General features: G+C 74.6%; 21 protein-coding genes and 1 pseudogene. 12 read left to right on the top strand and 10 right to left on the bottom strand.

The window, feature by feature from the left end:
- The first annotated feature begins 166 nt into the window (after positions 1-166).
- The 9 genes from AC07VC_RS13455 to AC07VC_RS13415 are packed head-to-tail and all read left to right on the top strand — an operon-like array spanning position 167 to position 7,903.
- Entirely contained in the window at positions 167-1,030 is an 864-nt protein-coding gene (locus AC07VC_RS13455; protein WP_317230076.1) for a carbohydrate ABC transporter permease, read from the top strand.
- Complete coding sequence (locus AC07VC_RS13450; protein ID WP_317230075.1) at positions 1,027-1,947, top strand: carbohydrate ABC transporter permease; 921 nt, start codon at positions 1,027-1,029, stop codon at positions 1,945-1,947. Before AC07VC_RS13455 ends, AC07VC_RS13450 begins: the two co-directional genes overlap by 4 nt.
- 1 nt (position 1,948) lies before the next feature.
- A complete protein-coding gene (locus AC07VC_RS13445) occupies positions 1,949-2,620 on the top strand; it encodes a DUF624 domain-containing protein (protein ID WP_494674931.1) in 672 nt (223 codons plus the stop codon).
- Positions 2,617-3,825: a glycoside hydrolase family 88 protein gene (locus AC07VC_RS13440; RefSeq protein WP_494724467.1), complete on the top strand. Its 1,209-nt coding sequence runs from the start codon at positions 2,617-2,619 to the stop codon at positions 3,823-3,825. The genes AC07VC_RS13445 and AC07VC_RS13440 overlap by 4 nt, the downstream gene beginning before the upstream one ends.
- Complete coding sequence (locus tag AC07VC_RS13435) at positions 3,807-4,700, top strand: fumarylacetoacetate hydrolase family protein (protein ID WP_494674933.1); 894 nt, start codon at positions 3,807-3,809, stop codon at positions 4,698-4,700. The genes AC07VC_RS13440 and AC07VC_RS13435 overlap by 19 nt, the downstream gene beginning before the upstream one ends.
- The gene (kduD, locus tag AC07VC_RS13430; protein ID WP_494674934.1) at positions 4,697-5,461 is read left to right on the top strand and encodes a 2-dehydro-3-deoxy-D-gluconate 5-dehydrogenase KduD; all 765 of its coding nucleotides are present in this window, start codon (positions 4,697-4,699) and stop codon (positions 5,459-5,461) included. The genes AC07VC_RS13435 and kduD overlap by 4 nt, the downstream gene beginning before the upstream one ends.
- A 56-nt stretch (positions 5,462-5,517) precedes the next feature.
- Positions 5,518-6,363 (top strand): 5-dehydro-4-deoxy-D-glucuronate isomerase, encoded by an 846-nt coding sequence (gene kduI / locus AC07VC_RS13425; protein WP_494674935.1) that lies wholly within the window; start codon positions 5,518-5,520, stop codon positions 6,361-6,363.
- The gene (locus AC07VC_RS13420; protein WP_494674936.1) at positions 6,360-7,256 is read left to right on the top strand and encodes a sugar kinase; all 897 of its coding nucleotides are present in this window, start codon (positions 6,360-6,362) and stop codon (positions 7,254-7,256) included. The genes kduI and AC07VC_RS13420 overlap by 4 nt, the downstream gene beginning before the upstream one ends.
- On the top strand, positions 7,253-7,903 hold the full coding sequence (locus tag AC07VC_RS13415) for a bifunctional 4-hydroxy-2-oxoglutarate aldolase/2-dehydro-3-deoxy-phosphogluconate aldolase (protein ID WP_494674937.1): 651 nt from the start codon (positions 7,253-7,255) through the stop codon (positions 7,901-7,903). The genes AC07VC_RS13420 and AC07VC_RS13415 overlap by 4 nt, the downstream gene beginning before the upstream one ends.
- Before the next feature lie 54 nt (positions 7,904-7,957).
- Here AC07VC_RS13415 and AC07VC_RS13410 read toward each other — a convergent pair whose 3' ends face one another.
- The 8 genes from AC07VC_RS13410 to AC07VC_RS13375 form a co-directional block, all read right to left on the bottom strand.
- Positions 7,958-8,701, bottom strand: coding sequence for an HNH endonuclease family protein (locus AC07VC_RS13410; protein WP_494674938.1), 744 nt, complete (start codon positions 8,699-8,701; stop codon positions 7,958-7,960).
- Between the two features lie 196 nt (positions 8,702-8,897).
- Complete coding sequence (locus AC07VC_RS13405) at positions 8,898-12,044, bottom strand: hypothetical protein (protein WP_494674939.1); 3,147 nt, start codon at positions 12,042-12,044, stop codon at positions 8,898-8,900.
- Position 12,045: 1 nt separating this feature from the next.
- Positions 12,046-15,459 (bottom strand): tubulin-like doman-containing protein, encoded by a 3,414-nt coding sequence (locus AC07VC_RS13400; RefSeq protein ID WP_317230761.1) that lies wholly within the window; start codon positions 15,457-15,459, stop codon positions 12,046-12,048.
- Between the two features lie 67 nt (positions 15,460-15,526).
- Positions 15,527-18,436: a vWA domain-containing protein gene (locus AC07VC_RS13395; protein WP_494674940.1), complete on the bottom strand. Its 2,910-nt coding sequence runs from the start codon at positions 18,434-18,436 to the stop codon at positions 15,527-15,529.
- Positions 18,418-18,822, bottom strand: coding sequence for a hypothetical protein (locus tag AC07VC_RS13390; protein ID WP_494674941.1), 405 nt, complete (start codon positions 18,820-18,822; stop codon positions 18,418-18,420). Before AC07VC_RS13390 ends, AC07VC_RS13395 begins: the two co-directional genes overlap by 19 nt.
- Positions 18,823-19,012: 190 nt before the next feature.
- The gene (locus AC07VC_RS13385) at positions 19,013-19,480 is read right to left on the bottom strand and encodes a small multi-drug export protein (protein WP_494674942.1); all 468 of its coding nucleotides are present in this window, start codon (positions 19,478-19,480) and stop codon (positions 19,013-19,015) included.
- Positions 19,477-20,547, bottom strand: coding sequence for an ABC transporter permease (locus tag AC07VC_RS13380; RefSeq protein ID WP_094116879.1), 1,071 nt, complete (start codon positions 20,545-20,547; stop codon positions 19,477-19,479). Before AC07VC_RS13380 ends, AC07VC_RS13385 begins: the two co-directional genes overlap by 4 nt.
- Before the next feature lie 53 nt (positions 20,548-20,600).
- Positions 20,601-21,482: an ABC transporter ATP-binding protein gene (locus AC07VC_RS13375; RefSeq protein WP_317230859.1), complete on the bottom strand. Its 882-nt coding sequence runs from the start codon at positions 21,480-21,482 to the stop codon at positions 20,601-20,603.
- Here AC07VC_RS13375 and AC07VC_RS13370 point away from each other — a divergent pair.
- From AC07VC_RS13370 to AC07VC_RS13360, 3 genes and pseudogenes are all read left to right on the top strand, one after another.
- Positions 21,468-21,854: pseudogene (locus AC07VC_RS13370) on the top strand (type II toxin-antitoxin system HicA family toxin); the annotation flags it as partial. The gene AC07VC_RS13375 and the pseudogene AC07VC_RS13370 overlap by 15 nt on opposite strands.
- Positions 21,855-21,932: 78 nt before the next feature.
- Positions 21,933-22,364, top strand: a complete 432-nt coding sequence (locus AC07VC_RS13365) for an XRE family transcriptional regulator (protein ID WP_494676590.1) — start codon at positions 21,933-21,935, stop codon at positions 22,362-22,364.
- A 12-nt stretch (positions 22,365-22,376) separates the two neighbouring features.
- Positions 22,377-22,799: a hypothetical protein gene (locus AC07VC_RS13360; RefSeq protein ID WP_494674943.1), complete on the top strand. Its 423-nt coding sequence runs from the start codon at positions 22,377-22,379 to the stop codon at positions 22,797-22,799.
- Here the strand turns inward: AC07VC_RS13360 and AC07VC_RS13355 are convergent.
- The gene (locus tag AC07VC_RS13355; protein ID WP_494674944.1) at positions 22,790-23,680 is read right to left on the bottom strand and encodes an SMP-30/gluconolactonase/LRE family protein; all 891 of its coding nucleotides are present in this window, start codon (positions 23,678-23,680) and stop codon (positions 22,790-22,792) included. The two genes, AC07VC_RS13360 and AC07VC_RS13355, sit on opposite strands and share 10 nt — an antisense overlap.
- Complete coding sequence (locus tag AC07VC_RS13350) at positions 23,677-24,510, bottom strand: SDR family NAD(P)-dependent oxidoreductase (protein ID WP_494674945.1); 834 nt, start codon at positions 24,508-24,510, stop codon at positions 23,677-23,679. The genes AC07VC_RS13355 and AC07VC_RS13350 overlap by 4 nt, the downstream gene beginning before the upstream one ends.
- Positions 24,511-24,562: the final 52 nt, after the last annotated feature.

Genomic DNA, 24,562 nt, shown 5'->3' with positions numbered 1-24,562 from the left:
CCCCCCCCCCCCCCCCCCCCCCCCCCCCCCCCCCCCCCCCCCCCCCCCCCCCCCCCCCCCCCCCCCCCCCCCCGCCCATGACCCTGGAGGTCCCATGACGACCCTCGCCGCCGCCGACGCCGGCCCGACGACACGACCGCCGAGACGGCGCCGCTCCGCGTACAGGATGAGGAACACGCTCATCGGCTGGACCTTCATCCTGCCCAACTTCCTCGGCTTCGCGGCGCTCACGCTCGTGCCGGTGATCACCCTCTTCTACATGTCGCTGACGAACTGGAACGTGTTCGGGCAGGCGAAGTGGATCGGCCTCGCGAACTTCGAGCGGCTGCTCGGCGACGGCAGCTTCCGCATCGCGCTGCTGAACACGCTGTACTACGCGGCGCTGCACATCCCGCTGACGCTGGTGGTGTCGCTCGGGCTCGCGCTCCTGCTCAACAACAAGCTGCGCGGCGTCGCCTTCTTCCGCACGGCCGCCTTCTTCCCGTACATCACCTCGATCGTCGCCATCGCCGTGGTCTGGAACCTGCTCTTCAGCCCCGAGTACGGCCCCATCAACCAGATGCTCGGCGCGATCGGCATCGCCGACCCGCCCGGTTGGCTCACCTCGTCCGAATGGGCCATGCCCTCCGTCGTCATCATCAGCACCTGGCGGGACATGGGGTACTACATGATCCTGTTCCTCGCGGGCCTGCAGACGGTGCCGCGGGAGCTCCACGAGGCCGCCCGCGTGGACGGCGCGAGCGTCTGGCAGCGCTTCGTCAACGTCACCATCCCGTGCCTGCGGCCGACGACCTTCTTCGTCACCGTGATGCTCACGATCAACTCGTTCAAGATCTTCGACCTGATCCTCGTGATGACCCAGGGCGGGCCCGGCCAGGCGACCCTCGTGCTGTCCCAGTTCATCTACCAGAAGGGCTTCCAGGAGAACCAGTTCGGGTACGCCTCGGCCGTCTCGGTCGTGCTGTTCCTGCTCTGCATCTCCGTGACGCTCGCGCAGTTCTTCCTGAACAAGAGGAGCGAATCCCGATGACCGGAATCCTGGCCCCCGAGGGCGCGCCCGCGCCCGCGCTCGTGCGCGTCGACGAGCCCCTGCCCCCGCGCCGGACGCCCGCAGGGCGCTCCCGCCCCCGCGCCGTCGGCCGCGCGCTCGGCTACGTCGTCATGGGCGTCGCCGCGGCCGCCCTGCTGCTGCCCTTCTTCTGGATGATCATGAGCTCGCTGAAGACGCCGAACGAGGTCTTCTCCGTGCCGGTGAAGTGGTTCCCGGAGACCTGGGTCTGGTCGAACTACGTCGACATCTGGGCGCAGTCCGGGATGATGACGTGGATCCGCAACACCATGCTGCTGGCGGTGGTCGTCACCTTCCTCCAGGTGCTGACCGGCTCCTTCGCCGCCTACGGCTTCTCCCGCATCCGGTTCCCCGGCCGGGACGTGCTGTTCCTCGTCTACATCGGGACCATCGCGGTGCCGTGGCAGTCGTACATGATCCCGCAGTTCATCCTGCTGTCCAACGCGAAGGTGTCGAACACCCTCTGGGCGATCATCCTCATCCAGGCGTTCGGCGCCTTCGGCGTGTTCCTCATGAAGCAGTTCTACGAGACCATCCCCGAGGAGCTGTCGGAGGCTGCCCGTCTCGACGGGCTGAGCGAGTACGGGATATGGGCGCGCATCATGGTGCCGCTGTCGATCCCCGCCATCGCGAGCCTCACGCTGCTCACGTTCGTCGGCACGTGGAACGACTACCTCGGGCCGCTGATCTACCTCCGCGACCCCAGCCTCTGGACCATCCAGCTGGGCCTCCAGAGCTTCGTCACCAGCCTCTACGACGCGAACTACGCGCTCCTGTTCGCGGGGCTCGTCATCTCCGTCGTGCCCATCGCCGTCGTGTTCCTGCTCGGGCAGAAGTACTTCGTCGAGGGCATCGCCACCAGCGGATTGAAGGGCTGAGATGCGCCGGATCCCGCACGGCCTCTACGCCTCGCTGTTCGGCGTGGTCCACCTCATCCTCACGACGAACGTGCTGCTCGTCGTCGGCTGCCTCCCGCTCGTGGCGATCCTCATCACGACCGACCCCGTCGGCTCGTGGCCGCTGATCGCCGTCGCGCTCCCCCTGTGCGCGCCGGCGGTCCGCGGGGCCTTCGCGGTCTTCGCCGAGCAGCGCCGCGGCGGATCCGCGATCCTCCGCACCTTCTGGCGCGCCTGGCGCTCCGGCTGGGGCCGCACGACGGTCGCCGCCGCCATCGCGACCGCCGTCGTGGCCGTGGCGCTCGCCGACCTGCGCTTCCTCGCGCCGACGCAGATCGGGGTCGCCGTGATCCCGCTGCTGGCCGTCGTCGTGCTCCTGGTCGCCGGCACGCTGCCGGTGGTGCTCGTCGCGCTCGTCGACGCGCCCGGGACCCGCCTGGCGGCGGCGTGCCGCACGGCCGCCTACCTCGCGGTCCGGCGCTGGCACCTGACCCTGGCGTCCCTCGTCGTGCTCGTCGTCCAGGCCGGCCTCTTCACGCTGTCCCCGGCGCTCGCCCTGGGGGTCTCCGCCGCACCGGCGCTGTACCTCGTCTGGTCGAACGCCCGCTACACCCTCCTGCCCGCACTCCCCGCCGACCACCCGGTCGCCGCATGAACCCCGACGAAGGGCTCCCCGTCATGACATCCACCCACCCGCCCTCCGGCACGACGACGAGCGTCGACCGCGCCCTCGGCGACGCCGTCGAGGTCGTGCGCCACGGCATCCGCGCCTTCGGCGCCGCCTACCCGGACGACACCACGGTCGACGGCCGCTACCCGCTGCGACCCGCGGTGCCCGGCTTCGCCGAGGGGGCGAACCGGGGCTGGACCACGAGCTTCTGGCCCGGCATGCAGTGGATCGCGTGGGAGCTCACGGGCGACGACGCGTTCCGCGCGGCCGCCCTCGGCCACCTCGCCGACTTCGCCCGGCGCCTGGACGAGGGCGACGACCTCGACACGCACGACCTCGGGTTCCTCTACACGCTCTCGGCGGTCGCTCCCGCCCGCCTCCTCGGCGACGAGCGGGCGCGCACGACCGCGCTGCGGGCCGCGGACGTCCTGATGACGCGCTTCCTCGACACGGCCGGCATCCTCCAGGCGTGGGGCGACCTGCGGGATCCCCGGCAGCGCGGCCGCACCATCATCGACTCGCTGATGAACATGCCCCTGCTGACCTGGGCGGCCGAGCAGACCGGCGACGAGCGGAAGTCCACCGCCGTCGCCCGGCACGTGGAGCAGCTGCGCCGCCACATCGTGCGCCCGGACGCGTCGACGTTCCACACCTTCTACTGGGACGCCGAGACGGGCACTCCCCTCCGGGGCGCCACCGAGCAGGGCGCGTTCGACGACTCGTGCTGGGCGCGGGGCCAGGCGTGGGGCGTATACGGCTTCGCGCTGAGCTACCGGGTGTCGGCGGATCCCGCCCAGCTGGAGGCGTCGCGCGCCTGCGCCGGGTACTTCCTCGCGCACCTGCCCGACGACCTCGTGCCCTACTGGGACCTCGTCTACACCGACGGCGCCGACGCTCCCCGCGACAGCTCCGCGGGCGCGATCGCGGTCTGCGGGCTGCTCGAGCTCGCGGCCGTCGAGACCGACGAGGCACGGGCCGAGCACTGGCGCGACTCGGCGCTCGCGCTGCTGGACGCGCTCATCGCGCGGTGCACCCCGGCGACGCCGGACGCGGCCGACACCGTGCTCCTCCACGGCGTCTACGACCTGCCCAAGGGCGTCGGCGTCGACGAGGGCACCCTCTGGGGCGACTACTTCTTCCTCGAGGCGCTCGCCCGCGCCTCCCGTCCGGGATGGCGGCCCTACTGGTGAGGCTCCTCCGGCACTCCTCGCCCGACGGCGACCGCACCGCGGTCGTCGTCCCCCGGCCCGACGACGACCGCGCGCTCGACCTCGGCGCCGTCCCCGTCGCCCGGGTCCTCGCCGACGACGCGCTCCTCGCGGACGCCCGCCGCCGCCTCGCCGCGGCGGAGGACGGATCCGGGGCGGACGCCGCGGCGCTGCCCCGGGTCGCGGACCTCCGCCTGCTGCCCCCGGTGACGCCCGGCAAGATCCTCTGCATCGGGTACAACTACCGCGGCCACGTGCCGCCGGGGGATCCGGAGCGGCCCGTCCCCGAGGTCCCGGACGTCTTCGTCAAGACCCCGAACACGCTGGCCGCGCCCGGCGACCCCGTCACGATCCCCGCGGGGGCCGACGACGTCGACTACGAGGGGGAGATCGCCCTCGTCATCGGCCGCGGCGGCCGCGACATCCCGCTCGCGGACGCGGCCGCCCACATCGGCGGGTACACGCTCATGGACGACGTGTCCGAGCGCACCTGGCAGGGCCGGTCGAGCCAATGGACCCTCGGCAAGTGCGCCGACGGCTTCGCGCCGCTCGGACCGTGGCTCGTCACGCCCGACGACGTGCCCGACCCGCACGGCCTGCGCCTCGAGGTCGAGCGCGACGGCCGCGTGACCGTGTCGCAGGGCACGGCCGACCTCGTCTTCCCGATGTCCGCGCTCGTGCACCACCTCAGCCAGGGCATGACCCTCGAGCCCGGCGACGTGATCTCCACGGGCAGCCCCCAGAAGCTTCCCGACGCGCTCGCCGCCCACCGCCCCCTCGCCGACGGGGACGCCGTCACCGTGCGCGTCGACGGCCTGGGATCCCTCACCACCACCTTCCGGAAGGCCCCCCGATGATCCTCGACCGCTTCCGACTCGACGGCCGCGTGGCCGCCGTCACCGGCACCAGCCGCGGCATCGGCCGCGGCGCCGCGCTCGCGCTCGCCGAGGCGGGCGCGGACATCGCCCTGATCGACCGCGGCGACGCCGCCGAGACCGCCGAGCTCGTCCGGGCACTCGGCCGCCGGGCCCACCTCATCCGCCGCGACCTGGCCACGGCCACGCCGGAGGAGCTCCGCTCGGCCGTCGACGAGGTCGTCGCGGAGCTCGGGCGGATCGACGTGCTGGTGAACAACGCCGGGACCATCCGCCGCGCCCCCGCGGCCGAGCACAGCGCCGCCGACTGGGACGAGGTGCTGCGGGTGAACCTCGACAGCGTCTTCCACCTCACACAGGCGGCCGGGCGGATCATGCTCGCCCAGGGATCCGGCCGCATCATCACCGTCGCCTCGATGCTGTCGTTCCAGGGCGGCATCACCGTGCCCGGCTACACGGCCTCCAAGCACGCCGTCGCCGGGCTCACCAAGGCGTTCGCCAACGAGTGGGCGTCGTCCGGCGTGACGGTGAACGCCATCGCGCCCGGCTACCTCGCGACGGACAACACGGCCGCCCTGCGCGCCGACGCCGAGCGGGAGGCGTCCATCGTCGCCCGCATCCCCGCCGGCCGCTGGGGCGAGCCCGCGGACCTCCAGGGCGCCTTCGTCTTCCTCGCCTCCGACGCGTCGGCCTACGTCACGGGGACCGTCCTCCCCGTCGACGGCGGTTGGCTCGTCCGCTGACCCCGACCCTGCCCGACCACCGACCTCGACCCCGAACGCCCGACAGGAGCACCGACATGGAACAGCGCTACGCCAAGGACCCCACGCAGGTCCCCGGCATGACCACGGCCGACCTCCGGGAGGCCTTCCTCGTCCCCGACGTCTTCGTCGAGGGCGAGATCCGCCTCGTGTACACGCACCACGACCGCATCGTCCTCGGCGGCGCCGTCCCCGCGGGCGGCCGCCTCGAGCTGACGGGCTACCCGGAGATCCGGAGCGCGACCTTCCTCGAGCACCGCGAGCTCGGCATCGTGAACGTGGGCGGCATCGGGACGGTGACCGCGGACGGCGAGACCCACACGCTCGTCGCCGGCGCGTGCCTCTACCTCGGCCGGGGCGTCGAGGACATCGCGTTCGCGGACGCGGACGCGGACGGCGACGCGGACGCCGAGGGCGCCCGGTTCTACCTCTTCTCCGCGCCGGCGCACACCGCGTACCCCACGGTGCTCGTCTCGCCCGGCGAGGGCACCGTCCGGGAGCTGGGCGAGCAGGCCACCAGCAACCGGCGGACCCTCAACCAGTACATCCACGAGGGCGGGGTGCGCAGCTGCCAGATCGTCATGGGCGTCACCAGCCTGCACGAGGGCTCGATGTGGAACACCATGCCGGCGCACACGCACGACCGCCGCACCGAGTGCTACCTCTACTTCGACCTGCCGGAGGACGCGCGCGTGATCCACCTCCTCGGCGAGCGCCAGGAGACGCGGCACCTGGTCGTCGCGGACCGTCAGGCGGTCATCTCGCCGAGCTGGTCGCTGCACTCCGGCGTCGGCACCGCGGCGTACTCGTTCGTGTGGGCGATGGCCGGCGAGAACCAGGCCTTCGACGACATGGACCCGGCCCCGGTCGCCGACCTGGCATGACCGCGGCGGGGGCGCTCCTCGCCATGGGCGAGACGATGGCCGTGCTGTACCCGGCTGCGGGGTCCGTGACGGACGCCGCGGAGTTCCACGTGGACGCCGGCGGCGCCGAGTCGAACGTGCTCGCGCACGCGGCCGCGCTCGGGGTGCCGGCACGGTGGCACAGCCGGCTGGGGGACGACGCGCTCGGCGCGCGCGTCCTCCGCCAGCTCGCCGCGCGCGGGATCGACGTGTCGAGCGTGGTCGTCGACCCGCGGCACCCCACCGGGCTCTACGTGAAGGACCCGGGGCGCGGCGTCGTCTACCACCGCCGGGGCTCCGCCGCGTCCCGCCTCGACGAGGCCGACGCCGACGCGGCGCCCTTCGACGGGGTGGCGCACCTGCACCTGACCGGGATCACCGCCGCGCTCTCCCCGGAGGCCGCCCGCTTCCTGCGCCGGTCCGTCGCCCGGGCGCGCGAGCGGGGGATCCCCGTGAGCCTCGACGTCAACCACCGGCCGGCGCTCTGGAGCGCGGGCGAGGCCGCCCCCGTGCTCGCCGACATGGCCCGCCTCGCGGACGTGGTGCTCGTCGGCCGCGACGAGGCCGAGGGGCTCTGGGGCACGCGCACCGCGGAGGACGTGCGGGCCGCGTTCCCCGACGTCGCCGAGCTCGTCGTCAAGGACGCCGAGATCGGCTGCACCGCGTTCGCGGGCACCCGCACGGCCTTCGCGGCGTCGCACGAGGTGGTCGTGCGCGACGCCGTGGGCGCCGGCGACGCGTTCGCGGGCGGCTACCTGGTCGCCCGCATGCAGGGCGCCGACCTCGCCGTCCGCCTGCGGCGCGGGCACGACCGCGCCGCGCTCACCCTCGCCCACGCGGGCGACTCCATCGACGAGAGGACACCGGCACCATGACCGCATCACCCACCCGCACCGCGTCCGACAGGGAGGCCGCGTCGCCGTTCGACGCCGTGTTCGCCGGGGCGCCGCTGATGGCCATCCTCCGCGGGATGGGCGTGGAGCGCTCGATCGCGCTCGCCACGACCGCGTGGGACCTCGGCATCGACTCCGTCGAGGTGCCGCTGCAGACGCCGGAGGACGAGGTCGCCCTCCGCGAGGTCGCCCGCCTCGGCGCCGCGCGCGGCAAGACCGTCGGGGCGGGCACGATCCTGCGCGTCGACCAGGTCGCGCGCGCCCGGGCCGCGGGCGCGGGATACCTCGTGTCCCCGGGGCTGGACCCGCGCGTCGTGGCCGCCGCCGCCGACGAGGGGCTGCCGTTCCTGCCGGGCGTCGCGACGCCCTCCGAGGTGCAGCTCGGCGTCGCGCTCGGGCTCACCTGGATGAAGGCGTTCCCCGCGACCTGGCTCGGATCCGCCTGGTTCCGCCACATGCGCGGTCCCTTCCCCGGGGTCCGCTTCGTCGCTACCGGCGGGCTCGACGCGCGGAACCTCCCCGAGTACCTCGACGCCGGCGTCCGCGTCGCCGCGGTCGGCTCGGCCCTCGAGGACCCGGCCCAGCTCGACCTGATGGGGGAGCTGCTGGCGCGGACCCGGGCGGGCTGACGCGCCGGGTCCCGGCGGGCTGACGCGCCGGACAGGCCGGGCTGACGCGCCGGACTAGGCCGGGCAGGCGCGGAGGGCCCGGTCCGCCGCATCGCGCTCGGCGGCGTCGATGCCGAGGTCGTACGCCGCGAGGACCGCGACGAACCGCTCCACGTGCGCGCACGCCCGCGCGGGGTCGGCGGGCAGCCACTCCGCCGGCCCGGAGTCGCTCTTCGCCTGGTTCGTCGCCTCGGTGGCGGCGAGGAGGTTCCGGGGATCGTTGGCGAAGCGCAGGCGCTGGTCGTCCGTCCACGACTCCGCGCCGTACCGCCAGGCCCAGGCCAGCGCGACGACGTGGTCGATCTGCACGAGGCGCGAGGACTCCGGGCCCGAGGCGAAGGCGACCGGGGTGCCGTCGTAGGGGTCCACCAGCTGCCCGGCCGTGACCTTGCAGCCGCCCGTGCCCGGCCGGAGGACGGGATCGGCGAGGTCGCGGCCGAGGATGTCGTTGCGGGTGTCGCAGCCGTCGCGGTCGACGTCGTACCAGGTCTCGCCGAAGAGGTCCCGGTCGTAGCGGACGGCGGCCCGGTCGTCGTCCTCGCGGAGGGTCGCGAGGACCTCGCGCGCCGCCGAGCCGGGGGCGGGATCGGGCGCGGCGGACGCCGGCGGCGCGGTCGTGCGCGCGGGCGCGGTCGGGACGGTCGTGCGCGTCGACGGCTCCGCCGCGGGTGCCGCGGGCGCCGCCGCGTCGTCGGGACCGCCCGCGCCGCCGACGACCGCGGACGCGACCACCGCGACGACGGAGGCCGCGACGATCACGGCGGCCGCCGCGAGCGCGAGCCGACGCCGGGCGCGGGACGGCGCGACCGGTGTGCCCGGCGCACCCGGCGCACGCGGTGCACGCGGTGCCGGTCTGGGCGCACCCGCCGGCCCGCCCGCGCGCGGCGGCGGCCCGGGCGGCGGGACCGGGATCCCGCGGGGCCGCGGAGGCGGGGGCGGCGGCGCGCTCACCCGCTCAGACGCCCGTGTCCGGGGCGTCCGTCGCGAGCGGCGCGGTCGGCGCCGGACGGCGACGGCCGTCCGCCTCCCACAGCCGGATGGCGGCCTTCGGCACCGGTCCGACGACGTCGACGCGCCAGGCGAGGTCCACGGCGGCGCCGGTGGCGGCCGTGACGGGGACGACGTGCAGGTCGGCGTCGCGGGATCCGGAGACGCGGTCGCGCAGGCGCTCCGGGATCACGAGGAACGAGGTCACCCGCTCGTGATGGCGCTCCGGCAGCCGCAGGTCCGTCAGGGACGACACGCTGAGCGGCGTCATCGGGTCGGACGCGCGCGACAGCGACGTCAGCAGGAAGTCGTCCCACGGCACGTCCTCGCCGGTCGTGCGGCCGTGGTCGCCGGACCGGCGGAGCACGTCGAGCGGGTTGGATCCCACGGGCCGCACCTTCGGCCGCCCGGTCTCCTGCTCCTCGCGCTGCGACGCCCGCACGAGGTCCACCAGCCGCGGGGTCGCGACGCGGGTGAGGAGGGCCTCGTCGTCGAGCGCGCGCAGCAGCATCTGCCGCGTGTGGTTCGACGCGTGCGGCAGGTCCTCGTCGAGGGCCCGGAGGCTGAAGCCCTGGCGGGCCCCGTTGTCGGCCGCCATCTCCTGCACGAGCGCCTCGAACGCGTCGTGCCGCCAGCCCTTGCGCAGCAGGTGCCCGGCCATCGAGCTGCGCATGCGGAGCGTGGAGGCGCTCTCGCCGTCGTCGATGGTGGCGATCTGCGTGGCGAACGGCATGGCGCCCCGGGCGACGTCGAAGTGGTCGCGCTCGCTCCAGGCGGCGGGCACGTGCCAGGGCCGGTGGATGGCCGTGGACAGGAGCGTCACCCACTCGACCGCCTGCTTGTGCAGGGAGCGCAGCCGAGCCCCCTCCTCGCGGGCGCGCCGGGCGCGGGCGCCGAGCTGCCGCAGCTTCGCGCGCTCGACGTCGATGCGCCGCTCGAACGCCGACCAGCCCGCGTGGTAGCGCACGAGCGCCCCGAGCACGACCGCGACGACGACGGCGAGGAGCGCGGCGAGCGCCCACAGCACGATGCGCTGCCACGTGCCGTACTGCGCGTCCGGATCCCGCTCGGCCGCGTCCGCGAGCCCGCGGAGGATCCCGAGTCCCAGGGCGCCGAGCACCGCGGCGACGATCACCGTGATGAGCACGGTGCGGTGGAACGTGCGGCGGAGGCGGAGGAGCGTCCCCGGCTCGAAGGGCGCGACGGCGCCGATCTCGCGGACGAGCCGGGCGACGAGCAGGTCGGCGCTGCGGCGCTCGTCGGCGAGGCGCCCGAGGAGGCGCCAGACGAACGAGTGGCTCTGAGCGGCCGCCCACTCGTCGTACGAGTCGAGGGCGGCGGTGCGGGACTCGCGGGCCGCGCGGCGGCGCGCCTCCTCGGCGGCGGCGATCGCCGCCAGCTGGGCGGGGGCGCCGCGCTCGGGCGTCGCGACGGGGGGAGCGGCCACCCGGGCCGGGTCCCCGTCGACGCCGCGGGCGGCGGCGGTCGCGCTGTCGTCGGCGGTCCCGCCGTCCCCAGCGGACGCGTCCTCGCCGGCCGTCGGGTCGTCCGCGGCGCGCTCCGCCGCCGACTCCGGTGCCGGATCCGCCACCGGCTCGGGCACCAGCTCGGGCGGGAGGGAGTCGGCGGCGGCGACCCACTCGCCCAGGCGGGCGCGCGGATCCTCCAGCGCCACGGCGTACCAGTCGATCGACGCCGGGAAGCCGGGCGGCACGTCGCGATCGTCGGACAGCCACGGCTCGCCGGGCAGGGCGAGCACGTCGGAGACGCGCCCGAACACGGGCACCTGGCCCTCCACCGGGGCGAATCCGGCGGAGCTCAGGTCCGCGCTGCCGTCGAGGGATCCGAACACCAGCTCGCGGAGGCCCGCCCAGAGCCGCGGGGTGGTCCGCACGCTCGCGAGGCCCGCGGGGGTCGAGGCCTCGGCGCGCGCCGCCCGCTCGGCCTCGAGGAGGTGCCGGGACTGCTCGATGACCTGCCGGTCGCGGATGTCGAGGACCTCCGCGTACGAGGGGCCCGACACGGCGGACCCGTCGTCCGTGTGCAGCGTCCGCGTGAGCGTCCGATGGGCGCGGGAGCTGATCCACCGCCAGGTCCACCACGGCATCTGGCCGAGCTTCGCGCCGGAGAAGACGAGGAATCGCCACAGGGTCATCCAGAACCCGAAGCGGCGCCGGGGCGGATCCTGGGCCTCGGCGGGGGCGTCGAATCCGAGCAGCCCGTCGTCCAGCGCCATGGCCCCGTCGACCATGCGGTCGACGTACGCGGCGATCTGCGACGAGTCGATGTACGCGGTCCCGCGCGGCGGCGGGCTGACGGACGGGTCGATGAGCAGGGAGCGCGGATCCGCGGCGCCCTGGAGGACGCCCGCCGCGATCCGCTGGCCGAGCGACTCGGTGAGCACCGCGTTGAGGAACACGCGGGACACGTAGACGCCGTCGCTGCCGGAGGTCTGCCGCTCCATCAGCTCGAAGCTGCCGTCGGGGACGCCCGCCCACAGGCCGGCGACGCTCGCGAGGTGCATGAGCGTGAATCCGACGAAGCGCTCGTCGTCGCGCACGAAGGCGTCGCCCGACCAGGGGCTCGACCGGTCCTCGGGCGACGCGACGACCACGATGCCCGTCTCGCTGCTCGCCCAGTCGACGCGCTGGCGCAGCTGGAACCCGCTGGGCGCGCACACGAGGGTGACGTTGCTGAGCGTGGTGGTCTGCTCCCGGATGTTCGCGGTCGGGCTCGGCAGCGGCATGGACAGGCGCACGTACGAGCGGACCAGATCCGCGATCGCGTCCTGCGCCTCGTCCACCTCGCGCGACAGGGTGGCCGCGCGGAGCTTCACGAGCCGGAGGACGGCCAGCTGCTCCTCCGCGAGCGCCTCGAAGAGGTCGACGCTGACGGCGAGGGGCGCGAGGTCCTCCCCGGTGCCGAGCACGATGGCGTCGATCCGGGGCGGCCCCTGCGTGGAGTCGCCCACGTTCTCGGGCATGACGTAGAGCGCGGGGGACAGCAGCCCCATCCCCGTCCAGCGCTCCGCGAGGGCGAGGATGTCCTCGCCCTGCGTGCCGCTCGGGAGCAGGACGACGCTGGCCTTGGCGTCGCGCCAGAAGGGCTCCGACACGTCAGACCCCGCTGTCCTCGGGGACGGTGGAGGACGTGGAGGAGATGAGCGAGCGCAGCTCCTCGACGAACCGGTCCCGCATCTCCCACGTCACGGGGTACGAGTACACGGAGACGAGGTCGGCCTGGTGGACGACCTTGCGCTCGAAGCCGTCGAGCTCGGCGCTGAGGTAGCGCTGCACGGCGTCCCGGCGCGACTCGAGGGTCCCCGCGGCGTCGCCGGCCCGGGCGGCGGCCGGCTGGTCGGCACCCGCGTCGAGCTCGCCGCGGCGGATCCAGTCCCCGAGGGCGCGCGACGTGCCGCCCGCCCCGCCGAGGGCCGCGAGCACCTGGTACGGGAGCAGGGGCTCCAGCGTGCCGGCGTTGTTGCTGAGCGCCATCGCGAGCGACAGCGACTCGAGCACCACGCCCGGGTAGTCGAGCGGCGGCACCTCCTCCTCGCCGCTGAGCAGCGGGTACGGGAAGTGCGCGACCGTGCGGCTCCGCGGGTCCCAGACGCCGAGCTTCGGGCCCTTCTCGCCGCGGTCGTCGTGCACCGACAGCCGGCCGAGGGTCTTGGCGACGTACCAGCCGCGGATCATCGCGGAGATGACCGACGGGTCGGCGGGGATGGACTCGCCGAGCAGGCGCGAGCGCTTGAACTGCCAGAACGCGTCGCGGCTCGACGTGAGGTTGGACTGCTCGAGCCAGCCGCGCGTGATGGGCTCCATGACGGAGTCCATCACCACGGGCTCGTAGGGGAAGCCGGACATCGCGAACACCTCGATCGAGTCGACGCGCTGGTCCTTGAACCAGGAGTCGCTCGTCGCGTCGTCCCAGACGCCCATCTGCGCGAGGACGCCCTTCGTGACGGCGTGCATCTTCGTGCCCTCGCGGAAGGGGATGGAGCTGAAGACGAGGCTCGTGCTCTCGTTGACGGCCTTGTCGTGGACCGTGCGGAGGAGGGCGGGGTTCAGCTTCACGAGCGGCTCGGCGGCGCCGAGCGCCGACTGGAGCTGCTCCCGGAAGCGCTCGCGGCGGGCCGCGAACACGTCGGGGGCGAGCGCGTCCTCGTCGAAGAAGCTGCGGAGGTCCTCGCCGATGTAGGCGTTGAACGGGGTGCCGTCGCGCTTCATCCACTCGCGCGCGCGGGCGGCGTAGCGCTCGGGCTCGCTGGCGACCTCGAAGCGCGGGGTCTGGGCGGCGCGCGACAGGTCGGCCTCGGCCGTCACCTTCGGCTTCCAGGCGCGGGGGTTCTCGATGAGGGACCACGGCAGGGCGTCGCCCCGGTCCTCCTCGCCGAGGCGCGTGCCGACGAGCATGGTGCGGATCACCTCGAGCACCGCGTCCTGGTACTTCGCCCGCCCGTCCACGGAGGCGAGGACGAGCCGCTCGAACTCGGCCGGGTAGTCGCCGGCGTCGAGCAGCAGGCGCTCGTTGGGCGCCGGGTAGTACTTCCGGGGCACGGTGGCGTCGACCCGCGTGGGCCAGAACTCGTAGTCGTTCTCCCGGTCGTCCGCGGTCTTCCGGGCGCTGACCCGCTGCCGGAGCGCGATGAGGGAGCCCTGCAGGTGCGCGGCGAGCGGCACGAGCAGCGTGTCGCGGAGCTCGGTCAGGAGCCCGGCGGCGGAGTGGCGCAGGCGCGCCTCGGTCTCCCACTCCAGGCCCTGCTGCAGCCGGGACAGCGCCTGGCGGAACGCGTCGCTGTCGGGGCGGATCGACTGCTGGTTGATGGAGGTCCGCAGGTCGTCCGCCACGTAGCTGCGGAGGCCCTCGGTCCACTCGCGGTTCTGCCGCGACTCGGCCTCGAGCCCGCCGATGGTGCTCTGCAGCGCGCGCTCGAGGCGGCCGAGCATCGCGACGGCGACCGGGAGGCCCTGGCCCGCGACGTGCTCGCTCACGGTCGTGAGGATGTGGGCCGGCATGGTCCGGATCCACTCGTCGAGCCGGTGCTGGCGGGCGTCGCTGTCGCGCTGGAGCAGGCGCGGGCTGAGCGTGCCGTACGCGCTCATCAGGCGGTCGGTCCAGGTGGTGAGGTCGGCGCCGCCCGCGCGGTCGAGGGAGGCGGGGTCGTTCAGCTGCTCGTCGGCCCGACGGTACAGCTCGCCCAGCAGCGCGTCGAGCTCGGCGCGGTCCCGGAGGGCGTCGGTGACGTCGTTGTGCGCCTCCGTCTCCTCGTTGAGGCGGAGGTCCCGCAGGAACCGCTGGTACTCGCTGTCGGCCGTGCGCTCCACGTGCTCGCGCTCGGTCATGCGCTCGAGCATCGGGTCGTCCTCGATGTGGGCGGTGAGCATGCGGTCGACCGCGGAGCGGGCCAGGCGCTCGGCGGCGTACTCGAGGAACCGCTCGCGGCCGAGCGTGACGCGGCCGAAGCCGATGGAGGAGAACGGCGGGGAGTTCCGGCCGGAGGGGGAGCGCAGGCCCGTGGTGTCGGGCAGCACGTTCGCGGCGGAGCGGGCCTGCCAGTTGCCGGAGGAGTACTGCACCATGTCGGCCTGCACGCGCTCGTCGGTGATCCACGCGGTGAGGCTCGTCGCGACCGCGTTGTAGACGGCGGTCTGGTCCTCGAACGTCACCTTGCTGTTGCTGCGCCCCACGATGAAGGGGTACGCGGCGCCGACCCGGTCCATCGCCGACCCGTAGGAGGGCGCGACGCCCTGGGTGCGGAGGAGCTCGATGGTGGCGGGCGAGGGGGTGTCGGTCCAGTAGCCGTTCATCGTCTCCGCGATGGCCGCGAGCGCGTTGCCGGGCATGCCGGCCGTGACGCCGAGCTGGTCGAACACGTCGGGCGCGTAGAGGATGCTGAAGAACTCGTTCGCCCACTGGTACTGCTTCACGGTGGACTTCACGACCTCGATGACGTCGAGGAACTGGCCGGCACCGGATCCGCCCGCGATGGACGAGATGGCGATGACCGTGGGGCTCGTGTCGCCGCCGTCGTCGCGCGCGCCGAGGTGCGCGCCCAGGGTCTGCAGCTCGGCGAGGGCCGTCGCGTCGTTGAGGCGGTTGATGGCGGTGCGCGCCGCGGCCGCGATGTCCTTCGTCGCGGCGAGCGCCACCGCCCGGCCGACCGCGCGGTACTGGCCGGCGCCCTTGGTCACGTCCACCCGCACGAACCGCGGGTCGGGCAGCTGGCGGCCGATGTCGGCGGCGAGCTCCCGGTTCGTGGAGTGCGCGTTCGTGATGGTGCCGTGGATGATCTCGTACGTCGCCGCGGTGCTGACGAGCCCGCGGTAGTCCTGGCGCGGGAGGAACGGCGCGGGGAACTCGGTGCCGTCCTGGACCGTGGGGGTGTCGAAGTGCAGGAACTGCCAGGCGGCGGGGATCCCGTCCTTCCAGCCGAGCTGCTGCAGCTTCAGCTCCAGCTGGTACTTGATGCCGCGGAGCGTCTTGCCGCCGGAGCCGCCGACGCCGATGAGGAGGAACGGCTTGAGCATGAGGTGTCGCTTTCGTCGGTGGTGCGGTGCGGGGGTGCGCGGCGGGGGTCGCGGGAGGACGGGCGGGTCAGCGGGAGCGCGGCGGGGGTGGCGGCGGAGGGGTGCCGGGGGGACGGCTCCCGGAGCCCCGGCCGGGCGGCGGCGGGGTGCCTCCGCCGGGCGGCGGCGGGGTGCGTCCCGGCGGCGGCGCGGTGGGTCCGGATGCGGGGCCGCGGCGGGGCGGCGGGGGCGGGGCGGACGGGCCCGACCCGGTCGCGCCGGGAGCGGGAGCGGGAGCGGAGCCGGGAGCGGGCGGCGGCGTCGGCCGCGCGCCGTCCCGCGGGGCGGATCCGCGGGCGCCGGCCGTCGTCCCCGCGCCGTCCCCGCCGCGCGGGGTCCGGACGGCGGCCGCGCGGCGCTCCGCCCGACGCGCGCGCAGGGCGGTGATCGTCTCGTGCGCGGTCGGGGCGGCGTCCCGCTCGAGGTCCGCGATGCGGGTCGCGTACTGCCCGGCGTCCTCGGTCGTGACGTAGCGGTGGTAGAGCACGGCGGTGCCGGCGACGGGCTCGCCGGGTCGGGACGCGTCGATCGCCGACTCCGTCGCCGTGATGGCCCAGAAGGCGTCGAGGGGGAGGGACGCGAAGCGGAGGGAGCCGTCGGCGCGACGGTCGCCGGTGCGGGCGGACCCGGATCCGGTGCGACCCGCCAGGACGATGCGGCCGGGCGGGGGGCCCACGCGGAAGGTCGGAGCCCGCAGCGGCCAGAGCGGCACGACCGCCTTCAGCCCGCCGAGCTCGGCGTCGTCGAGGCTGCGCGCCTCGGCCTCCCGGATGTTCCGGAACCGCTCGGCCACGCGGTCGGGCGCCTCCTCCACGGTCACGCCCGCCTCGGAGATGCGCACCGGCACGACCGCGCGCTGGAACGAGCCGCGCATGGCGATGCGCGTCGTGACGAGGTTGAGCACCCACAGCGCGACGAGCGGGATCAGCGCGCCCAGCAGGATGAGGCCGAGCGTCAGGCCGACCACCGCGCCCACGTTCACGGGGAAGGTCGAGCGGAACCCCACCGGCACGTCCTGCGGCACGGCGTCGCCCGCGCCCGAGGCCACGGACAGCGGGAGGGTCGCGGAGACGTCCGCGTCGGCGGGGGTGGGGTTCGCGGCGGTGACGGACAGCACCGTGCTGCCGCCCTGCGGCACCGTCACGCAGTCGTCCGCGGAGAGCGCGGTGCCGTCGGCGGCGGTGACCGTCCAGGCGAACGTGCCGGCGCGGTCGGCGTTGTCGCTCGTGATGGCGGGCTGTCCCGTGAGGCACACGGTGCCGTCGCCGCCCTCGGTCGGTCCCGTGAGCGTGAGCTCGCCCGTGGCGAGGCCGTCGGCGCCCTCGAGGTCGGTGAGCCGCAGCGATCCGGCCGCGCTCGGGAACTGCCCGGGCAGGACCGTGCGGATGCGCTGCTGGGTCGTGACCGGGGCCAGCTGGACCGCGTGCGGCGAGGTGACGAGCGGATCCAGCGACGCGGTGACGAGGAGCTCCGACGCGCCCACGTCGGCGGGCAGCGGCAGCGTGACGGCGCCGGACGCCGCGTCGATCGCGGCGCCGGCGAGGGGCGCGGTCACGCCGTCGACCGTGTAGCTGCCCGAGAACGCGGCCGTCTCGAAGGCGCGGAGGTCCGCCGGGCGGCCGTCGGCGCGCTCCACGCGGGCGGAGAGCGTGGCCTCGAGCGAGCCGTCGGCGCTCCGGGTCACCTCGTTGGCGTCGTCGAAGACGATGCGCAGGTCGCTGAAGAAGTAGACGTCCTCGACGCCGTCGGCGGTCAGCCGCCACTGGCCGGCGAGGGCGGGATCTGAGGCGTCGACCTCCACCAGGCGGGCGCCCGACGACTGCCGCACGGTCACCCCGGCGGGGAGGTCCGCCTCGGTGACGGTGCCGAGGCCGGAGCCGGCCGGGGCCTCGAGGGACCAGCCGTCGTCGGCCACGACGATCTGCACGCGGGAGACGCCCGCGTCGATCCAGAAGGAGCCGTCGCTGGCGAGCGGCTGCGGGTAGCCGCCCGCGATGCGGCTGCCGAGCTGGAGGAACACGGCGGCGAGCGCGTCCGGGTCGGAGGCGTCGACGACGGCGCCGCGCACGGCGCCCTCGGGCGCCTCGGGCGGGCCGCACGCCACGGTCGACCCCTGGTACGGACCGGATCCCTCCACGAGCGGGTACATCACCGCGGCCTGGTCCCGCGCGGCCCCGTCGGCGAGGAGGGTGCCGATCACGACGACGCCCGACTGGCGGAGCGCGGCGAGGAGGCCGTAGCCCTGGGGTGCGGCGCCCGAGGAGATGGGCCGTCCGCAGAGCGCGTTCACGGCGTCGGCGGTGGCGGACGCGTTCCCGAGGTCGATCCGGCCGTCCGTCATCCACAGCACCAGCTGGCACGCGGATCCGGCGCTCGGCTGGTCCTGCAGCTGCGACTGCACGCCCTGCAGCGCCGCCAGCCAGTCGGTGTCGCCCGTGGGCCGCTTGTCGCGGATGGTCTCGCGGAGCCGGTCGGGGCTCTGGTCGTCGTACGCGGTCCAGTCGACGGCCGGCTGGAAGGCGGAGCTGAAGAACGCGGCGCCCCAGTTGACCGTGAGGTCGTCGCCGAGCGCCCCCAGCTCGGCGAGGCTGCCGCCGAGGATGTCGGCGCGGGCGACGTCCGGGTCGGAGCCGCGCCCGGTGGCGCCGCCGGAGCTGAGCGAGCCCGAGTTGTCGACCAGGTAGTAGACGTTGAGGACGTCCGAGGAGGCGAGGCACGTGCGGAGGTCGTCGATGGCGCCGCGGCCGGTGTCGGAGAGCCCGGTCGCGCTCCCGCCGGCGGTGGCCTGCACTGCCGCGGTGGCGGCGGCGGTCCCCCGCGCCATCGCCCCGGCCGTCTCCGTGGCGGAGGCGGCGGCGCCGGCGGCGAGGCCGCCCAGCGCGAGCGCCGCGGCGAGGGCGCCGGCGGCGAGGCGGCGGATCACGAGAGCCCCCACCACGCCGAGAGCGTCACGCTGAGGTTGACGGTGTGCCAGATCCCGAGCACGAGGCCGCCCGCGATGAGCAGGCGCAGCTGGGTCGTGTAGTCGGGCCGGGGCGCGAAGTTGCGGTCGTCGCGCAGCCGGCGCCGCTGGCCGACGACGTCGAGGCCGTAGGCGACGACGAGCAGGAGCGGGGTCGCGACGTAGCCCAGCAGCGGGATCCACCAGGCGCCCTCCTGCACGATCGGCAGGGCGACCGGGCCGAACGTCACGGGCACGCTCGCGAGCAGCGCCGCGCACACGGCGAGGACGAGGCTGACGGCGAGGAGCGCGTACCCGGCGATGAGCGGGACGGGGTCGGCCGTGCCCCGCCGGGGGCGGGTCGTCGACGGTCGAACGGCCATCGTCCTGCCTCTCGTCGTCGCCGCGGTCCTGTCGGGGGAACGCGCGACAGCGTTTCCAGTATGGGAGGAATCCGGGTCCGGGCCCAAACGGTCGCAGGACGCGGACCGGCCGCATCCGCGGGGGAGCGGATGCGGCCGGTCGACGGGGAGCGTCGGCGAGGGGTGCGCGGGAGCCGCGCGGAGCCGCGGGTCAGACCGCCGCGAGCCCCAGCGCCGCGAGGGCGCCGAACGCGACGCCCCACACGACGATCGCGATCGTCTCCCACAGGAGCACCGCGCGGGGGTGGGCGCCGAAGGAGACCATGGCGGCCGACGTGAAGTGCGTCGGCAGCAGGATCGGCCCGAGGAGGCTGACGCCCGGCACCCCGTAGCGGTCGAAGGTGCGCCGCACCTTCGCGCGGCGGGGCGTCTCCTCCTTCGCGCTGTCGCGGGTGAGGCGGGTGCGGGTCCGCGAGGCGACCAGCACGATGAGCGCGACCACGGCGGCGTTCCCGACCACGGCCGCGAGCACCGCGACCACGACGTGCTGGCCGCTGAGCACGCCCAGCACCGCCGCGAGCTCGACCTCGAGGAACGGGATCATCGCGGTCACCATGACCCCGAACCACCGGAGCACCTCGGGGAGGCCGGCCGTGAAGTCCTGCAGCGCCTCGATCATCCCTTCAGCGCCTCCTTCAGCTTCACGCGCGATCCGGTGCGGAGCAGCGAGTTGCTGTAGATGCGGGACCCGAGGGCGACCACCACGAGGGTCGTGGCGATGAGGACGACGAGCGACAGGATCGGCTCCCACCACTGCGCCTCGCCGAGGAACAGGCGCATCGGCATGCCCACGGGTGCGGAGAACGGCACGTACGACATGACCGTCATCACCACGGGGTTGTCGTTGAAGAAGATGACCGCGAAGTACGGGATCATCACGAGGTAGGTGACGGGGGCCGTGACGGCGCCCACGTCCTCCTGGCGGGACACGAGCGACGCGGCGGCCGCGAACAGCGACGCGAGCAGCACGAACCCGAACAGGAAGAACACGACGAACCACAGCACGGCCGGGCCGACGAGCGCGAGGAGCGCCGTCTGGTCGGTCACGAGGAGGCCGACGCCGGTCATCAGGGCGATGAGCGCGATCTGCGTGAACGCGAGGATGCTGTTGCCGAGCACCTTGCCCGCGAGCAGCGCCCGCACGGGGATGGTCGACATGAGCAGCTCCACCACGCGGGTCTGCTTCTCCTCCACGACGCTCTGGGCGATGATCTGCCCGAACGTGAGCGCCGAGATGAAGAACACGAGCCCGAACGCGATGGCCACCAGGTACGCGATGGCGGGGTTGGTGGTCGGCTCGTCGAGGAGCTCGACGCGCGGGGTCTCGGTGAGGGCGCTGACGACGCCGTCGGGGGCGGACTCGTCGCCGATCACGAGCACGCCCGCGTCGTCGGCGGCCTGGTCGTCGGGGACGACCGCGGCCTCCACGTCGCCGTCGCGCACCATCCCCCGCGCGTCCTCGACGCTGTCGGCGGGCACGCCCTCGAGCGACGGCGCGGCGGACACGGCCTGCTGGGCGGTGCCGACCACCGCGACGCGCGTCCGGTCCTCGTCCCCGCCGGCGTTCGCGACGAGGAAGCCGCTGACGACGATGGAGACGAGGATCCCGAGGAGCAGGATCGCGGTGCTGATGAGGAACGACTTGCTGCGCAGGCGCATGCGCACCTCGCGGCCCGTCACGAGCATCGTGGACTGGGCGAAGGACGGGACGGCGCTCCGGCCGGTCGTGCGTGCGGTGCTCACTGCACCACCTCCTGGAAGATCTCGCTGAGGGTCGGACGCCGGCGGGAGAAGCCCGTGACGGATCCGCGGGACACGGCCTCGGCGAGCACCCGCTGGCGAGCGTCCTCGTCGGCCTCGAAGAGCACGTAGCCGCCGTCGAACTCGACGACCTCGACGCCGGGCACGTCGCGCACCCAGCCGCCGTCGCCGTCGATGACGAGCTCCGTGAGGGGGCGGCTGTGCTGGTCGCGCAGCTCCTCGCGGTCGCCCGACGCGCGGATCCGGCCCTCGGCGATGACGACCACGTCGTCGCAGAGGCGCTCCACGATGTCGAGCTGGTGCGAGCTGAAGAGCACGGGCACGCCCTGCGCGGCCCGCTCGGTGAGGACCCCGAGGACCGTCTCGACGGCGATCGGGTCGAGGCCGGAGAACGGCTCGTCGAGCACCAGCACCTCGGGGTCGTGCACGAGGCTCGCCGCGATCTGCGCGCGCTGCTGGTTGCCGAGGGAGAGCGACTCGATCGCGTCGTCCCGGCGCTCGCCGAGGCTCAGCCGCTCGAGCAGGCGCTCGGTGCTGGCGGTCGCGTCGGCGGCGCTCATGCCGTGCAGGCGGCCGAGGTAGACGATCTGCTCCTGCAGCTTCATCTTCGGGTAGAGCCCGCGCTCCTCGGGCATGTAGCCGAAGGTGCGGCGGCTCGTGGTGCCGAGGTCGCGGCCGTTCAGCGACACGGTGCCGGAGTCGGCGGTGAGCACGCCGAGCATGATCCGCATGGTGGTGGTCTTGCCGGCGCCGTTGCCGCCGACGAAGCCGGTGAGCCTCCCCGGCTTCACGGTGAAGGACACGTCGTCGAGGACGCGGCGGTCCCCGAACGATCGTGTGACGTTGTGGACTTCGAGCACGGAGGGCCTCCTCGGTGGGCGTGGGTGATCCGTGCTGCTCACGCTAGGAGGGGAGGGGCGCTGGGCGAGTCCGCCGTCCGGGGGAACCCCGTGGGGGAGGGGCGGCTCGGCTCCCTCCTCCCGGGATGCCGTCGGCCGATCCGTCCATCTCCGTGCCGCGGCGAGCACAAGGGGCCCGTGCCTATCGCTGCCAGCCCACCCTGGTCCATCTTCGTGACGTCCCCGCGGGAGCATCGGGAAGTCGCGCGGTTCCTGCGGAGCAGGGGCTGGATCCTGGAGCGGCAGCGGGGCAGCCACGAGATGCGGGGGCCCGCGGACTCGAACCTGACCTTCCCCGTCAGCCAGCACGGCGGCGAGGTCTCCCCCGGGACCATCCGGCAGCTCCGGGCGATCCTCCCCGACACCCCGAGAGAGTGGGACGACCGACATGGACGAGACCCCCCCCGGCGCGTGCTGCGCGCTCGCGCCCACCGCGAGGGCGGCAGGTGGTGGACCATCACCATCCCGGAGCTCACGCAGCCGGGGCCGGACGGGACGACCGTGACCGCCGTCGGCGCGGCGGTCTCCGCCTCGAGCCTGGCCTCCGAGGCCCGTGACCTCGCCGCCGCGTGGCTGGACGTCGATCCCGGGGCCCTCCAGGTGCAGGTCGAGGTGGAGGTGCCCGCCGAGGTGCGTCGCCTGTGGGAAGAGGGCGCTCGCGCGGAGGTCGAGGCCCGGGAGGCGATGCGGCGCGCGGCGCTGCTCCGGCGCGAGGCCGTGCACCGGCTGCGCGAGCAGGGTTACGCGCTGGGGGCCGCGGCCGCTGCCTTCTCCATCTCGTACCAGCGCGCCCAGCGGCTCGCCGCGGAGGCGGGCGACGGCGGCCGCCGCGTCGCCTCCTAATAGGGTCGGACCATGCGGATCCTCACTGTCGTCCAGGCCGTCGCCGACGGCACCGCCGCCGCGGGTCTCGTCCTGTTCGCGCTGCTCGCCACGGACCGGGGCAGCGGGCCGCTCGCGCTCGCCGGGCTCACCCTCCTGGCGCTGTCGGCCGCCGTGCGCGTGTCCGCCCTCGTCGTCGCACGGCGGCGCCTGGCACGGGTCCCGCAGGGGCCGGGCGCCGGACGCGGCTGGGTCGTGGGGCTCTGGGTCGTTCAGTGCGCCGCCCTCGTCACCGGCCTGGTGCTCGCGCACTCGTCCCTGGGCGAGGTCGCGGCCGCGAGCGTCGTCGGGCTGGCCGTGGTCCTCGCCTCGACCGCGCTCGTGCGCGCGGCCGCCCGTCAGGCCGGACGCGGCGCCGCGTTCGTCGACTCCGCCTCGGCGACCGCCTACGCGTAGGCGGCGGCGCCCGGGCCCGTGACGCCCGGCCGCACCGCGAACAGCATCCCCGCGCGCGGGTTGCGCGCCGAGTCCTCCGCCGAGTAGCCCTCCTGGGAGGTCGTGATCACGAGCACGTCGCGATCGGGCCCGACGAACGCGCAGCTGGAGACCTGGGGTGCGTCCACGCGCACCGAGCCGACGTGCTCGCCGGTCGGGGAGTAGCGGCGCACCTCGCCGCCGCCCCAGAGCGCGACCCAGAGGAAGCCCTCGTGGTCGACGCACATGCCGTCCGGGTGGCCGTCGGCGGGGTCGATCTCGACCACCAGCTCGGGATCCGCGAGGCCGCCCTCGTCGGTCACGCGGAAGCGGCGCACCTGCTGGGTGGTGGTGTCGATGTAGAGCATCTCCGACCCGTCGGCCGAGAAGGCCGTGCCGTTCGAGATGGTGACGCCCTCGAGGACGGTCGTCGCGACGCCCCGGTCGAGCAGGTACAGCGCGCCCGCGCCGGGCGTCTTGTCGAAGGCCATGGACCCGGCCCAGAGGCGGCCGCGCGGATCCACCTCGCCGTCGTTCATGCGGCGGCGGATGCCGTCGTCCGGGAGGACGTCCGCCATCGGGATCAGCTCGCCGTCCGCCGTGAGGCGGACGAAGCCGTCGCGCGCGGCGAGCACGTGGCCGCCGTCCGCGTGCCGGACGACCGCGCCGAGGGGGCCGCCGACCTGCGTCTCCGTGACCGGACCCACCGTGAGGGACACGGGATCGAACGCGGCCTCGCGCAGGATCCCGACGTACTGGTCCGCCCAGAGCAGGGTGCCGCGCGCCTCATCCCAGAACGGCGCCTCGGCGTGCTCGGAGCGCACGGTGTCGAGCGGCTGCGCCTCCCACACGGTGACGCTCATCGGTCGCCGCCCGCGGCCGCCGCGTCGGACGCGCCGGTCGCGGCGCCGTCGCGCGGCCCGCGTACGGGAGCGCCCTCGCCCTCGTAGGCGCGCTGCGGCATCTGCGTGGCGAGCTTGCCGCCGCTCACGTCCACGAGGGTGCCGGTGATGTAGCCGGCCCGGTCGCTCGCGAGGAACACCAGCAGGTCGGCCACGTCGTCGGGCCGCTCCCACCGGCGGATGCTGAGGGTGTCGAGCAGGCGGTCCTGCGCGGGCTCCGGCATCTCGGCGAACCCGTTCATGGCCGTCGGGATCATTCCCGGCGCGTACGCGTTGACGGTGATGCCCCACGGCCCCAGCTCGCTCGCGAGCACGCGCGTGAACTGCACGACGGCCGCCTTCGACGCGCCGTACGCGGCCGCGCCGACGCTCGGGACGACGGCCGCGAACGACGCCGCGTTGATGATGCGCCCGCCTCCCGCCGCCTTCATGGCGGGGATGACGGCCTGGGACAGCAGGAACACGCCGCCCACGTTGACGTCGAACGCGGCCTGCCAGCGCGCGGGCTCCAACGTCTCGACCCGGCCCTCGACGTTGATGCCCGCGTTGTTGACGAGCACGTCGATGCGGCCCGCGGCCGCGAGCACCTCGGCGACCGCCGCCTGCACGGACGCCGGGTCGGTGACGTCGGCGACGATCCCCGTGATCCCGTCGGGGAGCTCGCCCCCGAAGCGGAGGTCGAGCCCGAAGACCCGGCACCCCTCGGCCAGGAAGCGCTCCGCGAGCGCGCGGCCGATGCCCTGCGCGGCACCGGAGACGACGACGACCCTGTCGTGGAGGTCGATGAGCATGCGTGTTCCCCACAGTCCTAATAGCGTTTCCCTCAACGTAGGGGAGACCGCC

It is taken from the genome of Clavibacter sp. GW821-FHT01D01 (assembly GCF_059422605.1).
Note: the sequence above shows the minus strand (reverse complement) of the source record. Positions and strands in the feature narration are given on the sequence as shown.

Coding starts and splice junctions, on each gene's coding strand:
- AC07VC_RS13455 (WP_317230076.1), top strand. CDS start 167: ATGAGGAACACGCTCATCGGCTGGACCTTCATCCTGCCCAACTTCCTC.
- AC07VC_RS13450 (WP_317230075.1), top strand. CDS start 1,027: ATGACCGGAATCCTGGCCCCCGAGGGCGCGCCCGCGCCCGCGCTCGTG.
- AC07VC_RS13445 (WP_494674931.1), top strand. CDS start 1,949: ATGCGCCGGATCCCGCACGGCCTCTACGCCTCGCTGTTCGGCGTGGTC.
- AC07VC_RS13440 (WP_494724467.1), top strand. CDS start 2,617: ATGAACCCCGACGAAGGGCTCCCCGTCATGACATCCACCCACCCGCCC.
- AC07VC_RS13435 (WP_494674933.1), top strand. CDS start 3,807: ATGGCGGCCCTACTGGTGAGGCTCCTCCGGCACTCCTCGCCCGACGGC.
- kduD (WP_494674934.1), top strand. CDS start 4,697: ATGATCCTCGACCGCTTCCGACTCGACGGCCGCGTGGCCGCCGTCACC.
- kduI (WP_494674935.1), top strand. CDS start 5,518: ATGGAACAGCGCTACGCCAAGGACCCCACGCAGGTCCCCGGCATGACC.
- AC07VC_RS13420 (WP_494674936.1), top strand. CDS start 6,360: ATGACCGCGGCGGGGGCGCTCCTCGCCATGGGCGAGACGATGGCCGTG.
- AC07VC_RS13415 (WP_494674937.1), top strand. CDS start 7,253: ATGACCGCATCACCCACCCGCACCGCGTCCGACAGGGAGGCCGCGTCG.
- AC07VC_RS13400 (WP_317230761.1), bottom strand. CDS start 15,459: ATGCTCAAGCCGTTCCTCCTCATCGGCGTCGGCGGCTCCGGCGGCAAG.
- AC07VC_RS13390 (WP_494674941.1), bottom strand. CDS start 18,822: ATGGCCGTTCGACCGTCGACGACCCGCCCCCGGCGGGGCACGGCCGAC.
- AC07VC_RS13385 (WP_494674942.1), bottom strand. CDS start 19,480: ATGATCGAGGCGCTGCAGGACTTCACGGCCGGCCTCCCCGAGGTGCTC.
- AC07VC_RS13380 (WP_094116879.1), bottom strand. CDS start 20,547: ATGCTCGTGACGGGCCGCGAGGTGCGCATGCGCCTGCGCAGCAAGTCG.
- AC07VC_RS13360 (WP_494674943.1), top strand. CDS start 22,377: ATGCGGATCCTCACTGTCGTCCAGGCCGTCGCCGACGGCACCGCCGCC.
- AC07VC_RS13355 (WP_494674944.1), bottom strand. CDS start 23,680: ATGAGCGTCACCGTGTGGGAGGCGCAGCCGCTCGACACCGTGCGCTCC.
- AC07VC_RS13350 (WP_494674945.1), bottom strand. CDS start 24,510: ATGCTCATCGACCTCCACGACAGGGTCGTCGTCGTCTCCGGTGCCGCG.